The organism is Binatus sp. (SeqCode) (assembly GCF_035272065.1).
GTDB lineage: Bacteria > Desulfobacterota > Binatia > Binatales > Binataceae > Binatus.
In genome coordinates, this window is sequence record NZ_DATEQZ010000029.1 from 1 (window position 1) to 14,079 (window position 14,079).

At 59.9% G+C, this 14,079-nt stretch carries 13 protein-coding genes and 2 rRNA genes; 6 read left to right on the plus strand and 9 right to left on the minus strand.

The features are described from left to right. From VJX68_RS04740 to VJX68_RS04750, 3 genes are all read left to right on the plus strand, one after another. A 23S ribosomal RNA gene (locus VJX68_RS04740) occupies nt 1–190 on the plus strand; the annotation flags it as partial. 175 nt (nt 191–365) lie between these two features. Then, nucleotides 366–483 (plus strand): 5S ribosomal RNA (rrf, locus tag VJX68_RS04745). Nucleotides 484–570: 87 nt separating this feature from the next. Then, on the plus strand, nt 571–1,758 hold the full coding sequence (locus VJX68_RS04750; RefSeq protein ID WP_324094510.1) for a cytochrome-c peroxidase: 1,188 nt from the start codon (nt 571–573) through the stop codon (nt 1,756–1,758). On the opposite strand, the gene VJX68_RS04755 is transcribed toward VJX68_RS04750, so the two are convergent. Beyond that, complete coding sequence (locus VJX68_RS04755) at nt 1,745–2,170, minus strand: protease inhibitor I42 family protein (RefSeq protein WP_324094511.1); 426 nt, start codon at nt 2,168–2,170, stop codon at nt 1,745–1,747. The genes VJX68_RS04750 and VJX68_RS04755 overlap by 14 nt on opposite strands. A gap of 39 nt (nt 2,171–2,209) precedes the next feature. Here VJX68_RS04755 and VJX68_RS04760 point away from each other — a divergent pair, with 39 nt between their 5' ends. Together VJX68_RS04760 and VJX68_RS04765 are read left to right on the plus strand one after the other, a co-directional pair. Then, nucleotides 2,210–3,310 carry a DmpA family aminopeptidase gene (locus VJX68_RS04760; RefSeq protein WP_324094512.1) on the plus strand — a complete coding sequence of 367 codons (1,101 nt, stop codon included), beginning with the start codon at nt 2,210–2,212 and terminating at the stop codon, nt 3,308–3,310. A 40-nt stretch (nt 3,311–3,350) separates the two neighbouring features. Continuing rightward, nucleotides 3,351–4,211 (plus strand): GNAT family N-acetyltransferase, encoded by an 861-nt coding sequence (locus VJX68_RS04765; RefSeq protein WP_324094513.1) that lies wholly within the window; start codon nt 3,351–3,353, stop codon nt 4,209–4,211. Here the strand turns inward: VJX68_RS04765 and VJX68_RS04770 are convergent. From VJX68_RS04770 to VJX68_RS04800, 8 genes are all read right to left on the minus strand, one after another. Continuing rightward, nucleotides 4,208–4,720 carry a hypothetical protein gene (locus VJX68_RS04770; RefSeq protein ID WP_324094514.1) on the minus strand — a complete coding sequence of 171 codons (513 nt, stop codon included), beginning with the start codon at nt 4,718–4,720 and terminating at the stop codon, nt 4,208–4,210. The genes VJX68_RS04765 and VJX68_RS04770 overlap by 4 nt on opposite strands. A gap of 148 nt (nt 4,721–4,868) precedes the next feature. Then, nucleotides 4,869–5,054 (minus strand): hypothetical protein, encoded by a 186-nt coding sequence (locus VJX68_RS04775; protein ID WP_324094515.1) that lies wholly within the window; start codon nt 5,052–5,054, stop codon nt 4,869–4,871. 147 nt (nt 5,055–5,201) lie between these two features. Continuing rightward, nucleotides 5,202–6,671: a SpoVR family protein gene (locus VJX68_RS04780; RefSeq protein WP_324094516.1), complete on the minus strand. Its 1,470-nt coding sequence runs from the start codon at nt 6,669–6,671 to the stop codon at nt 5,202–5,204. After that, on the minus strand, nt 6,668–8,002 hold the full coding sequence (locus tag VJX68_RS04785; RefSeq protein WP_324094517.1) for a YeaH/YhbH family protein: 1,335 nt from the start codon (nt 8,000–8,002) through the stop codon (nt 6,668–6,670). Before VJX68_RS04785 ends, VJX68_RS04780 begins: the two co-directional genes overlap by 4 nt. A gap of 311 nt (nt 8,003–8,313) precedes the next feature. Further along, nucleotides 8,314–8,565: a GIY-YIG nuclease family protein gene (locus VJX68_RS19080; protein ID WP_349255885.1), complete on the minus strand. Its 252-nt coding sequence runs from the start codon at nt 8,563–8,565 to the stop codon at nt 8,314–8,316. A 93-nt stretch (nt 8,566–8,658) separates the two neighbouring features. After that, nucleotides 8,659–10,593, minus strand: coding sequence for a hypothetical protein (locus VJX68_RS04790; RefSeq protein ID WP_324094518.1), 1,935 nt, complete (start codon nt 10,591–10,593; stop codon nt 8,659–8,661). A 209-nt stretch (nt 10,594–10,802) separates the two neighbouring features. Beyond that, a complete protein-coding gene (locus VJX68_RS04795) occupies nt 10,803–11,690 on the minus strand; it encodes an MBL fold metallo-hydrolase (protein ID WP_324094519.1) in 888 nt (295 codons plus the stop codon). Continuing rightward, nucleotides 11,691–12,083 carry a hypothetical protein gene (locus VJX68_RS04800; protein WP_324094520.1) on the minus strand — a complete coding sequence of 131 codons (393 nt, stop codon included), beginning with the start codon at nt 12,081–12,083 and terminating at the stop codon, nt 11,691–11,693. Between the two features lie 472 nt (nt 12,084–12,555). On the opposite strand from VJX68_RS04800, the gene VJX68_RS04805 reads away from it, so the two are divergent. Continuing rightward, a complete protein-coding gene (locus VJX68_RS04805) occupies nt 12,556–13,947 on the plus strand; it encodes an amidase (RefSeq protein WP_324094521.1) in 1,392 nt (463 codons plus the stop codon). Nucleotides 13,948–14,079 lie beyond the last annotated feature (132 nt).

Consider the following 14,079-nt stretch of genomic DNA (forward strand, 5'->3'; position numbering starts at 1 on the left):
ATCGCCGGGTAGCCATGTACGGACGGGATAACCGCTGAAAGCATATAAGCGGGAAGCCCACCTCAAGATTAGGTATCCCGATCGTAAGATCCTAAAGGCCCCTTCTAGACCAGGAGGTTGATAGGCCAGGGGTGGAAGCGCTGTAAGGCGTGGAGCTGACTGGTACTAATCGGCCGTGAGGCTTGACCACTACCTATTTCAATTTACCTTGAAATAGCCGCCGCATACTTGTCCGGGTTTCAATCGCTAACCGGATGGGACGGCAAAGGTCGAGTCACAAATAAGGTTCGAACGACTGCACCTGCAGACCCTACTATTCAGATTTGTCGGAGCTTGAGCGCTCACTCCGGTGAGTGCGACAGGTTTCCGGTCGCCATGGCGAAGGTGAAACACCCGTTCCCATCCCGAACACGGCAGTTAAGCCCTTCAGCGCCGATGGTACTGTGACCGAAGGCGTCACGGGAGAGTAGGACGCGGCCGGGGAATCTCGAGAGGGCGGAGTCGAAGGACTCCGCCCTCATTTTTTTCTGTATTGCAGTCCGCACGCGATAGTCAGATTCTCGGGCAGGCGTGCAAGACCATCGAAACATTGCCCGACCGTTTGTCTACGCAGCGCTCGCGCTGATCCTGACAGCGTGCGGCGTTGCCTCGACAATCCGCGCCTCGCGGTCGGGTGCCTCTCCGAAATCAGAGCATCAGGTAGGCTTCCCGGCCGAGCTCTACGCGCGCTCGATCCCGCCTGACAATCCGCAGACGCCCGCCAAGATTGCGCTCGGACAGGCGCTGTTCGTCGAGCAGCGGCTCTCCGCCGACAACCTCCAGCACTGCGAGGGCTGCCACAACTACGCGCTCGGCTTCACCGACCAGAAGAAGACTTCGGTAGGTATCGACAACCAGACTGGACGCCGCAACGCTCCGACTATCCTCAACGCTACGTTCAACACGAGCCTGTTCTGGGACGGTCGCGCGCAGACGCTTGAGGAGCAGGCCAAGTCGCCTATCCTGAATCCGATCGAGATGGGGATGAAGAGCCCCGACGAGGTGGTCGCCAAGATCAAGGCGATGCCGCGGTATCGCGAAGCGTTCGAGCGGGTCTTCGGCCGCGAAGTGAACTTCGACGACATTTGCCGCGCGCTCGCGTCCTACGAACGCACGCAGATCTCCTTCGACTCGCCGTTCGATCACTTCATGGCGGGGGAGAGCGGCGCGATTGATGAGTCCGCGAAGCGCGGCTGGAAAATCTTCAACGGCGATGGACGATGCATTGTCTGCCATAGATGGAGTCCCGAGCGTCCACTGTTCACCGACGGGCGCTTCCACAACGCGGGCGTGTCGGCAAGCGCCGCGCTCGTGCACAACGCTACTGCGATGCGCCCCAGGAGCGACGACTCGACGCAGCTCGATAAGCTTGCGACCGACAGCGGCATGAGCGACCTCGGACTTTACCTGGTAACTCACAAGCCTGCCGATATCGGCGCGTTCCGCACGCCCGATCTCCGCAACCTGCTTGTCACTCAGCCCTATTTTCACGACGGCTCGGCCGCGACGCTCTGGGATGTCGTCGCACATTTCAATAAGGGCGGCGTGCGTAATCCGTATCTCGACTCCGTGATAGTTCCGCTCGACCTTTCCAAAGCCGATCAGGACGACCTGGTCGCGTTTCTCGCCACTCTCACGAGTCCTGAGTATGCGGAAGCGGCAATGGTGGAATACGAGCGGCAGTACCGTATGTCGCGCAGCGCAGTTAGTGGACGATGAGCATAGTCTTGAAGACCTTGGCCGGCTTCATGCCCTTCTCCCACGGCCGAAGGTAACGCATCTCGAGTGTGCCGGTCCCGCTCGCTTCAACTGAGAAGTGGAAAGTCTCATGTCCCGACGCACCGGGCATCGCGCTGTCGAACGTGAACGCCGGCTCACCGACTTGCTTGACGAACCCTGCCGCTACAGGCTCGGCCTGCCACGTGTAGCCGGTGCCCGAAGTTGCAGGCAGCGATATCTCCAGCGCGTCGCCCCGATCGAGCGTAAACTCGCGGCCGGCGTCCTCCTGCGAAATAAAAACCACGCTGGCACTCGCGCGCCTCGGCAGTGACAGCGCAAATGTGGTCGCTATTGCGACCAGCAGCAGCAAATGTGATCGGCGAATCGTCATGCGCCCTCGCGCGTCCCGCATTCTGTCACTCGCGGAGTTTCTTCGCTATGTCTTTTCGACATGGCGATTGGATCGAATCGCAAGGTCGCTAGATCTCGCGCGCGCGAGATTGGGATTCCCTTTGACGGCGAGCCCGGGCCGCTCAACGCGATCACTGACGTTGCCGGGGTCGAGGTTGGGCACACTACGATCATCCGCCGCGACGGTAAGTTGATCGTTGGCCGCGGGCCGGTTCGCACGGGCGTCACGGCGATCCTTCCGCGAGGAAGGCGTGACGGCTCTCCGGTCTTCGCAGGATACTTCTCGCTTAACGGCAACGGCGAGATGACTGGCACGGCGTGGGTTGAGGAGTCGGGCTTGCTGACTACGCCAATCATGATCACCAACACGCATAGCGTCGGCGTCGTGCGCGACGCGGTGATTGCGTGGCAGGTGCGCCGCCGCAAGATGACGCAGCCTTGGTCGTTGCCGGTGGTCGCCGAGACCTACGACGGGTTGCTCAACGACATCGACGGGTTCCACGTCACCGCCAAGCACGCGTGGGCTGCTCTCGCGAGCGCACGCGGCGGACGTGTCGCGGAAGGATGCGTCGGCGGCGGCACCGGCATGATCGGCTATGGATGGAAGGGCGGAATTGGCACGGCGTCGCGACGGCTCGATCGCAAATCGGGCGGTTACACCGCGGGAGTCCTGGTGCAACTAAATTGCGGACGTCCGCATGAACTGACGATCGCCGGCGTTCGTGTCGGCCATGAGCTTCGCCCCGGCCATGACCCGTTCAGCACGCAGGAACTCGGCTCGATCATTATTGTCGCGGCTACTGATGCGCCGCTGATGCCGCATCAGCTCAAACGAATCGCGCGGCGCCTCACGATGGGCCTAGCGCGCACCGGCAGCGTATCGGGCAACGGCTCAGGCGATCTGTTCATCGCATTTTCAACTGCCAACGCCGCCGGCGGGAGACGCCCCGATGTCGAGCGCGTGAAGATGCTCCGCAACTCGCGGATGGATCCGCTCTTCACCGCAGTTGTGCAGGCAACCGAGGAAGCGATAGTCAACGCGTTGGTCGCAGCGACTACGATGGTCGGAATCAACGGGTATCGCGTCGAGGCTATTCCGCACGATCGCCTTGTCGAAGTAATGCGCACGTACGGCCGCTGATATTTGCCTCGTTCGCCATCGGAAAATACGGTTCAGAATTGTGGCTTCGGCAAATCAAATAAAGTTCTTCTCGGATGCCGGTCAATTCCTTGAACGCACCCAGCCATTTCTTTTGAGGCGCGAGGCTGAGCATTGCTTGATCCTTGGCCTTCTTGATGGGCTTCGAGTTGGCGAGCAATGGGGAGCCGACGCTCCGCTAATGGCGTTAGTTGAAGAACGCGGCGCGGTTGCTGGCGTTGTCTTGATGACGCCGCCGCATAATATGATCCTCTCATGGATCGGCGACGATTCCGCTATCGACGCGATTGCTCACGAACTCCATGCTGCTGGCCTTACGATTCCAGGCGTCAACAGTTCCGCTGAAGTCGCGCGCAAGTTTGCGCTGAAGTGGTCGGAACTCTCGGGGCGTAGCTTCCGCATTCAGATGGCGCAGCGCATCTACCAGTTGAGCCGGGTCAGAAACGAAGTGAGAGCTGCGGGCCGTCTCCGCGAACCCGACGAGTCCGATGACGTATTGCTGCGAAAATGGCGCGCCGCGTTCTCGGTGGATGCCGAAGGCATGGATCGCGAAGAGGCAGAAAAGAACGCTGCGTTGCCATTGCCGCAGTCAAGACATTTGATGCTGTGGGAGGTCGAAGGCACCGCAGTATCGATGGCGGGATTCGCGGGACCTACGCCGAATGGCATCCGGGTGGCTTGGGTCTACACGCCTCCGGAAAATCGCGGCAAAGGATTTGCGGGCGCGTGTGTCGCCGCGCTAAGCCAGAAGCTGCTGGATGACGGCCGCACGTTCTGCTTTCTCTATACCGACCTTGCCAACCCGACCTCAAATCACGTCTACCAGACAATCGGCTACGAACCGGTCACCGACGCGACCGTCTACTCGTTTCTCGTAAATTAGAACATCGCGAACTGCGCGTTCCGGTCGACGTTCACTTTCATTGCGCTTGCGCTCGAGCTGGCGACTCGGCATGCGATCGCGTCGCCGTTCTTGCACGCGTTGATGGCGAGATCGGTCTGCGTTTTCGGCCATACCGACAGCGACAGCGATTCGCATTCGCTCGCATCGCCCGCCTTGCACGACGCATAAAGTTTCGCGTACTCCACGCCGAGACGCGCGCACACCGCGGAGTCGCCGTTGTCGCATGCGACCGTGTCTAGCGCCCGGCAGGACGCCTCGTCGCTTGCACGGCATTTTTGCGAGAGCTGCCGGCTGGCCTGCGTCTGGAATTGGGGGACGTAGTCGGTACATACGCGAGCGGGCGCCTCGCAACTCGACTGCAGCATCGCCACGCAAGCGTCAGTTTCGTTTTGCACGCATCGGTCAGCGTTGGTCTGATAGAGTTGATAGATAACGGTTTCGCCGTACGACATGCATCCGGACAGCGAGCACGCTGCGGCAGCGATCAACGCGAGCGGCAAGCAGCCACGGCAATTTGGAAACCAATTGCCCATGATCAAGAGACGACGGGCGTCGCCGGATGTTTCAAACGGGCGAAGACACGACAAAAAAGGCAGCCCGCGCGGACTGCCCTTTAGGTTACGATATGAGAAATGATCAGTGCTTGGTCTCGATGCGCCTGCCGTAAGTCACTTCGCCCTTGTCCACGCGCAGGCTGAAACCGCAATCAGGATTCGTGCAAACCCAAGCCTTGAACATCACCGACGCGCCCTCCTGTCCGTAGTCGGACAGGGGAATCAACGCGCCATTGTTACACTTCTGGCACTTCGGCCACTCCATCATCCGCGCCTCCTTGCAGCCGACCCGAACCGCATCGTCCGTGCCTGAAATTATAAGACCAACAAATCTAAAGCAACGTGCCGCTGGGCCGTTCAGCAGCGTGCCTGGAGGCGCGCTCAAAGCGCGTAATGTGATGAGGGCAAATGACTTCTACTTGAGCGCGCGAACCGAGAAACCACGATCATTGCTGCAGAGCAGCGAGCGCTTGCCGTCGAGCACAGTCTCGAGCACAACTTCGCGGCCCCATAGCCGCTGCAGGTAGTTGAGGCTCTTCTCGGCGTATTCGATATGCAGGTCGCGGCCGTCGTGATCGTGCTTCACATACAGAGTACGGTTCTGGCCGAAGTCGGCGTCCTCGACTTTGAGGACCGGAATCGAGTTGGTGCCGACGTTCTTGATCAGTGTCGCCTTCACTTTCTTCCAGCTCTCGTCGTCGGCCACCTTGCTGACGACCAGCTCTTCGCCGCGCGCCTCGTATTCGAAGATGTCCATCTCGCGCATGAGCTCTTCCGTCAGGTAACGCCGCAGGAACGACGCGTCGCGCTCGACCTCGCGAACCTCGAAGATCTTCTCGTTGCCGGATTTCGCCGGCGGGCCGTCGCGCTTGATCTCCTCCTTGGTCGGATTCGTGAAGCGGCGGTAGATGTCTTCCCAGACCTTGAGCCCGAGATGGTACGGGTTGATCTGGCCGGGAATCGGGCGGCAAACCTGGTTGTGATTGACGATAAATTCGAGACGGATCCCCTGCTCGAGGTCGAGCGACTCCAGAAGTTTCTTGTGCCAGTAACTCGCCCACCCCTCATTCATGATCTTCGTCTCCATCATCGAGATGAAGTACTTGGCTTCTTCATCGACGATGGTGAGCAGATCTTTTTCGAAGTCGGCGAGGAACGGGTTGTGATCGCGGATGAAGAGCAGCAGGTCCTCGTCGGGCTCGAGCGGCACCTTGTGGAAATCCGGGACTTCGATCGTCTTGCGCGCATGGATCTTCTGAAACGGATCGGGCTGTCCCTGCGCGGTATCTTCGGCGCGCGCCATCTGCTCGGTGGGCGAGAGTTTCTTGATCGCAAAATTGCGCCGGCACTGCCATGAGAGCGCATGCGCCGCGTCCAGAATGCGCTCGACCTTCTCGACGCCGATCGACGGATCCTCGACGTAGCGCCGCACACGCATCGCCGCCGACTTGAAGGCCTCAATCGTCAGCTCGGCACGCGTCGCCGATTTGAACGTGAAATTGTTTTTGAAAAAATCGTTGTGCCCGTACACATGCGCGATCGTCAGCACCTGCAGCAGCAGCGAGTTGTCGCGCATCAGATAGGCGATCGCGGGATTCGAGTTGATCACCATCTCGTACGGCAGGCCGCTGACGCCGTGATCGTAAAGCGTCTTGAGCTTCTCGTACGACTTGCCGTACGACCAATGCGGGTAGTGCGACGGCATGCCCGAGTACGCCATGTACCCGAGCATCCCGTAATGATCGCAAAGCTCGAACTCCTGCGGATAGCAGTCAAGCCCGAACTCCGCCGCTTTCTCGCGAATGCGGCGGTCCCACTCGACGAGGTCGTCCAGTTTCCACGTCGTGATGTTGCGAGCGGCGCCGGCGTGCGGAGTGGCGCTCATGCTTCTTTCACCCTGTCCTTGGCCAGGAACGCTTTGAACGACGGCCAGATGTCTTCCTTGCGCTCGATCAGCACGGTGTGAAAATTCGGCGCCTGGATTCGGCGGAACACGTTGAGCATCGAGGATTCGTAGTAGCGCGAACCGAGCGGCTTGATCTCGCCGTAGCCGAACAGGTTGCAAATCTCGGCGAGTTCCTCGGCGTCCTTGAGCGCGGCGGGATTGTCGGAGTCGAAGTTGTCGCCGTCGGAGCAATGGAAGGCGTAGAGGTTCCAGAGCGACGGATGGTAGCGCGCGGCGATTATTTCCAGCGCCTTGGCGTAACCCGAAGAAATAAAGGTGCCGCCCGACTCGCCCTTGTGAAAAAATTCTTCCTCGGTGACCTCGCTGGCCTCCGTGTGATGCGCGATGAAAACGATCTCGACGTTGCGGTAGCGTGTCGAAATAAACTGGTAGAGCAGAAAGAAGAAGCTGCGCGCGAGGTACTTCTTCATCGTGTCCATCGAGCCCGAGGTGTCCATGATGCAGATTACAGCAGCGTTCGACTCTTCCTTGGTGTCGATCTCTACGTGCTTGTAGCGCAGATCGTCCTGATGGAACGGGAAGCGGCGGTGGACACGTTGAAATGCGGCGCCGGTCGAAACGTCGAGGGACTCTTCGTCGAGCGTGCCTTCTTCGAGCGCGATTTCGTCGAGCGCGCCCTCAACGCCGGTAATGGCATCTCCTGCAACTTCGCGATCGGCTTTCGATTCTTCGAGCGCGCGGTTGGCCGCGTCGAGACGCTTGTCGGACGCAAGCATGCGCATTACCCGCTGCTTGGCGGTGCGCCGCTTGTCGAGCCTGATGCGGATGCCGACCTTGCGGTAGCCTTTGCGCCGCGACGAGTAGTCGGACTGGATTTCGCGCAGAGCCCGCCGTTCGAGATTTGGCAATTCGAGATCCTCGAACATGATCTCGATAAGCTCTTCGAGCGTGACGTCGGTCTCGTAGTAGTCGACGCCAGGCCGATCGCCTGCATGATCGTCGCCTTTGCCGGGACCGTCCTTGCCGGTCTTGCCGACGACTTGCCCGGGCCGCGAGTCGCCGTTGCCCTGCGACGCGCCCGGCGCGTTGTCGCCGAACACGAAGCGGTATTCCTTGATTCCGCGCAGCGGAACCTTGATCACGCGGTCTCTGTCTTTGCCGATGATTGATTCTTCGGCGATGATGTCGGCAATATTTTCGCGAATAGATTCGCGAACTTTCTGCCGATGCCGCAGCCGGTCGCCGGCCGAACGGTCAGAGCGCTCGGCGTCCGAGATCCGGTATTCGCGGAAGATTGTATCGCCGCTCATCCGGACACCCGCGTTATGTTCAGTTCGGCCATCTTCGTCGGGTGCACTGGCTCAGTTTTCATACCATAGGTGGTGGTTTTGATAGGCGTTCACTACCATCGGTAGCTTCGTTCCGTAAGAAATGGATTTCGTACCGCTTGCTGCTCGATGGTTTCCGCACACTGCTTTCGGAGCCGGGATTCTTCGCTCCGCGGACTCCGCTCTGTATGACACAAAGAAGAGATCTTGTTGAGGATGTCTTGCATTCCGAGTCTTTGCCCTTTTGTCATTCAGAGCCGCTGCGGCGAAGAATCCCGCTCTTTTTCTAGGACTCATCGCTCAAGTCCTGCCACGTCGGGTTCTCGGCCTCGATCAGCGCAATCTTTTTTCGATCGCGATAGTCCTTTGATCTGTTTTTCGGCAGCAATTGCCGCTCCGATGTCGTTGGTCTCCTGAAAATAAACCAGTCGATTGATTCGGTAGCGCTTTGTGAAACCATCGAACACGCCGCTTTTGTGCTCATTCGCACGTCGCTCGAGGTCATTCGTCACGCCGGCGTACAACGTCCGCGACGGACTGCTCATTATATAAACGTAGTAACTCTTGCTGCTTGATGTTTTTCGCACACAGCTTCCGGATCCGGGATTCTTCGCTTCGCTCTAGAATGACACAAGGACTCAATCCTTCCACAGGTTGTTTGCGGCGTACTTGAGGACGACATCGACGCATGATTCGCAGTAGCCGTTTTCGAGCAGGTTCTTTACCATCGAGCTGTACTTCTCGCCCTGCTCCTCGTCGCGGGTGCGCGCCTTGGTGATGATGCGTGAGATGTCGCGCACCGACGTCATCAGCTTTTTCTCGATCGCTTCCTTGAGCGGTTCGTAGCTCTTGTAGCTGATCTTTTCGCCGCGCCGCGAGGTTGCCCACAAGTACGCGATCACTTCCTGTCGGAATCCGTCGGCCGCCGAACCGATGATAGCGATCTGCTCCTCGATCGACTTCAAGAAGCCCTCGTCGGGCGCCAGTTCCTCTTTGGTGTTGCGATCCCGCACGCGCGTCTTGTTGACGAACGCCTCGGCGTGATCGAGGTAGTTCTGGAACAGCGACTCCGCCTGCTCCTGGTACGAGTACACGAACGCGCGGGTGATCTCCTTTTCGAGCAGGTCGAGATATTCCTTGTGCAGCGTGTCCTGCAGGAACTCGAGATACTGCTTGCGCGTGTCGTCGGGCAGGTCGCCCTCCTTGGTCATCGAGATGAGCGCCTCGCGCACGTTGATCGGATTGATGCAGTTGCCGGTGACGTTGTCCGACAGCGCGTTGTCGAGCGCCTTCATGATGAAGCGCGTCGAGATGCCCGACATGCCCTCGCGCTTGGTGTCCTCTTTCAGCTCCTGCACGTCGATTTTCTTGGTGCGTCCCTTCTCGACGACTTCCTCGCCGTTGTAGAGCCGCAGCTTGGTCATCAGGTCGCACTTCGAGGTCGGCTCGAGGCGCGAGAGGATCGCGTACATCGAAGCTATCTCGAGCGTGTGCGGCGCCACATGCGCGCGGAAGTCGGAGTTCTTGATGATCTTCTGGTAAATCTTAACTTCTTCCGACAGGCGCAGGTTGTACGGCACCTTCACGACGACGATTCGATCGAGGATCGCCTCGTTGGTGTGGTCGGCCTTGAACTTCTGCCACTCGGCCTCGTTCGAATGCGCGACGATGCAGGTATCGACGTACACCATTCCGTGGCGTCCCGGCGCGGGAATCACTTTCTCCTGCGTTGCCGTGATCATCGCGTGCAGGTACTCGGTCTCGTTCTTGAAAACTTCGATGAACTCGACGATTCCGCGGTTGCCGACGTTGAGCGCGCCGTTGAGTTCGAGCACGCGCGGGTCGCCCTCGGAGTATTGGTCGAGCTTCGAGATATCCTCCGAGCCAATCAGCACCGAGGTGTCCTGGTTGTTCGGATCCACCGGCGGCACCACGCCTATCCCCACGCGGTTGCGCTTGGAGAAGTTGCGCGCGATTACCGGAAATTCCTCGTAGCGGTTGTTGAACTCGGTCTTCAGGCGGTAGCGGCAGACCGGGCAGAGGTCGCCCTCGATATGCACGCCGAGCATCTTCTCGAACTCGCGCCGCAGATGGCGCGGCACGAGATGCAGCGGCTCCTCGTTCATCGGGCATCCTTCGATCGCGTAGATGAGTCCGACCTGCTCGAGTCCGCGCTGGATTCGCTCGACCAGCGAACTCTTGCCCGAACCTACCGGGCCCATCAGGTACAGGACCTGCCGGCTCTCTTCGCCCTTGAGCGACGCGGAATGGAAGTAGCGGACGATCTGCGCGATCGTGCGCTCGATCCCGAAGAATTCCTCGGCGAAGAAATTGAACACCTTCAGCGGCTCGTCCTTGTACAGCCGCTTGGTGCGCGGATCGTCGGTGTCATGCAGCGGGTGCAGACCGGCGGAGATTATCAAGTCGTAGATTCGCGCGTGCGCGAGTTTGGTCATGATCGGGTCGGCTTTCACGACCTCGAGATAATCGAGCAAGGTACCGCGCCACTGCTTCGACTCGCGTGCGGCGCGGTCTTCTTTGATCACTCGCTCGAAGTTATTGAGATCCGCCATCGGCTATCTCCTTCGGGTTCGGGTTATAGAATGTTGAGCAGGAATACTGCCTGGGAGCGCGGGAAACGGTCGGGCCGTACTATTTCTGGAGCCCATCCTAATATCGAGTATAACTGAGCCTGTGATCTGCAACAAGTAACATAGGCATACGCAGCATACTCAGACGCGTTCCGTGTCAACAGGTCGGCAGAATGCAAATTCGAACATTACTAAGAAAATTGAAATAGCCGCTCAGAAACCGGGATCGTGTCGGCGAGCACGATACGTCCGCGATCGTTCTTCACCATCGCCGCGAACACCGTGTCGTCGTGCGCGAACGACAACCACCATCGATTCTCCGCCGCGAGCCCGAGATAGTGCGCCTTCTGTTCCATCGTGCGGAGCGCGTCGAGATCGTACGCCTGGTTCCACGGCCCGCGGATATGCGAGCGTGTCGGCACGATATCCGCGAGATGCATGAAGCATTCGCCGCCATCAGTTACGAGAGCAGCCTGATGGTCCCGCGTATGTCCGCCGGTGACGACGGCGCGCACGCCCGCGACGACATCGGTATCGCCGTCGAGCGCTTCCAGCATCGAGCGCACCGGCGCAAGAACCTCCTCGGCGTGGCGATACGCGGCGCGGAGCCGCTCGTTGCGCGGATTGTCGGCGATGTCGAGCTCGCCGCGCTGCGCGAAGATTCGCGCGCGTGGAAACGCGGCTTCGAGTGCGCCGGATTCGCGCCGCCGCACGATTCCTCCGCAATGATCGAAATGCAGATGTGACACGATCAGATGGGTGATGTCGCCGGCCTCCATCCCGAGTGCGCTCAGATGCTGCGGCAACCAGCCGTCGCCATGGTCGAAGATCTTGCGCTCGACGTCGCTTAGGCGATTGCCGATTCCCGTATCGACCAGAATGGCGTCGCTGCCCTTCATGATGAGCGGACACGTCAGGTTCAGCCGAATCCGGTTGCGCTCGTCCGGCGGATGATTGCTCTTCCACAATTCGCGCGGCACAACGCCGAACATGCATCCGCCGTCGTTGCGCCACAGTCCGTCGGCTAGAAACGCGACGGTGAACGCGCCGACTTTGATCTTCGGTGGAATCTCAGCCATCTAGCTTCCCATCAGCCACGTTCCGAGAATCAGCGCGATACCGCCCATCGCGACGATCGCGATATGCGCTCGCACCATTCGAGTCATCGCGCCCGGCACCGCATCAACACGCTCGCGCGCAACAACAGCTCTGATCACCGCGCCGACTCTCATCGACCACGTCATCACGACGATCATAACGATAAACAACGCAATCTTGATCGCAAGCACGGCCATGAACGAAGTCGAGAACACGAACCGCCGCGCAACCCCCGCCGTTATCAGGTTGATGAATCCCGTAGCCAGCAGTACGACCGCCGCAACGAGTCCAAGCAGATCAATCTTGGGCGCCGCACTCGCCACAAAATTCCGCTGATCGTCGCTTCCCGCCGCGAGCGCGAGCCCCGCGATCACAAAGCAAGCACAAGCGCCAACCCAAATCGCGCCAGCGGCAACATGCGTCCAAAGAATCGCTGAACCAAGCAATCAGATTCTCTCCGTTTGGTAAGTCTTATCATTGTGTCATCGCGAACGAAGCCGAGAGATGACACAAAAGTAAGACGAAGCAAAAGAGTAAGCTGCCGGCTTTTGTGATGTGCTCGCAGAACCCTCACCTACCGGCCGCGTTGCGGCCGGCTGCCTCTCCCGTAGAGTAACGGGCGAGGTAAGAGACGGACCTTCGCCTCCGCCCTTAACCCCTTCTAACTGAGACGAAGTCCCGCACCCTCTCCTAATACCGGTGCAGGGGTCACCCCTGCCGAAGGAAGTGTGAAACCCACCGCGGGGTTCACATTCAATAAAGTGTTCTCATCTCCCGATTGCGACGCCGCGTTGGCGGGCGGCGGCGTTTTGGGCTAACTAGGATTTTTCCCCGGAGGTGAACGTGATGCTCAACCCATTTATCGAAGCGTGGGATCTGCGCGAACTGGTTCTCAAGAAAGAAGTTAAGCCGCGCGAGGTTGCCGAGTTTTTTCTTGCGCGCGTTGAGAAGCTGAATCCGAAGCTAGGTGCGTTCATGACCGTCACCGCCGAGCGTGCGCTGGCGGATGCGGCGCGGCTCGAAAAGATGAACCCTTCGGAGGCGGCCAAGCTGCCGCTGTTCGGTGTCGCGTATTCGCTCAAGGATTTGCTCTGGACGAAGGATATTCGCACCACCTTCGGCTCGAAGAACTACGAGAACTGGTACGCGCCGGCAGACGCGGAACTCGCGGTGCGGCTGGCGAATTCCGGCGGAATCCTGCTCGGCAAAACGACCACGCCGGAGTTCGGCCTGCGGCCGACCACTGAAGGCGGTCTTTGTCCGCCTGCGCGAAATCCATGGAACCTCGAACATACGGCAGGCGGTTCAAGCGGGGGTTCCGCGTCTGCCGTTGCCGCGGGATTGCATCCCATTGCCCAAGGCAGCGACGGCGGTGGATCGGTGCGAATCCCCGCAGCATGCTGCGGGCTGGTCGGAATCAAGCCGTCGCGCGGGCGAATCACGCGCTCGCCGTCGGAGGGCGAAGCGTGGGCAGGACTATCCACTACAGGCCCGATTGCGCGCACCGTCCGCGACGCGGCGTTGATGCTCGATGCGATGGCGGGGATGATGCCCGGCGATCCGTACGCGGCGCGGCCGCCTGCGCGTCCATTCGTCGAGGAAGTCATGGCGCATCCGAAGAAACTTCGGCTCGCGCTTATCAACCACAGCGCGCTCGGGCCGGTGGACGCCGAAACTCTAGCCGCGCTCGAGGCCGCTTGCGGCGTGTTGCGCGAGATGGGGCATAGCATCGAGCCGATGACGCTCGATCCCGGCGCGATGCTCGGCAAATTTGCGCGCGTGATCGTCGGCGCGTCGGTCTCCGCACTGAATATTCCGAATCCCGAGCTGCTCGATCCCGTGGTGCGCGGAAGCTACGAATGGGGCGGGAAAATTTCCGCTGCCGACTACATCCGCGCCGTAACCGGGATGCACAATACGTCGCGCGAAATCATCCACGCGCTCATGCCGTACGACGCGCTGATCGCACCGACGCTCACCCGGCCCGCGGTACGGCTGGGCACCTTGGCTTCGAACCCCGCCACAGGCGCCGACGAGATCTATGCGTGGATCGCGTTCACGTTTCCGTTCAACTCGACCGGTCAGCCGGCCATCTCAGTGCCCAACGGATTCAGCAAGGCGGGGCTGCCGCTCGCGCTCCAAATCGTCGGCCGCCCGGGCGACGAGGCGGGCATAATCGCGCTGGCAGCCGAGTTCGAGCGCGCGCGCCCTTGGAAGGACAAGCATCCTCCAATCTAGACGTTCGTCTGTACACAAAATGTCGCTTCTGCGCGATTACCTAGTTGATTCTCGCGCGACGCTTGAGCATCATACGGCCCATCGAGGCACCAGAGCTGAAAATAATGGCGTCGTCCGCGATGCTGAGGGGGG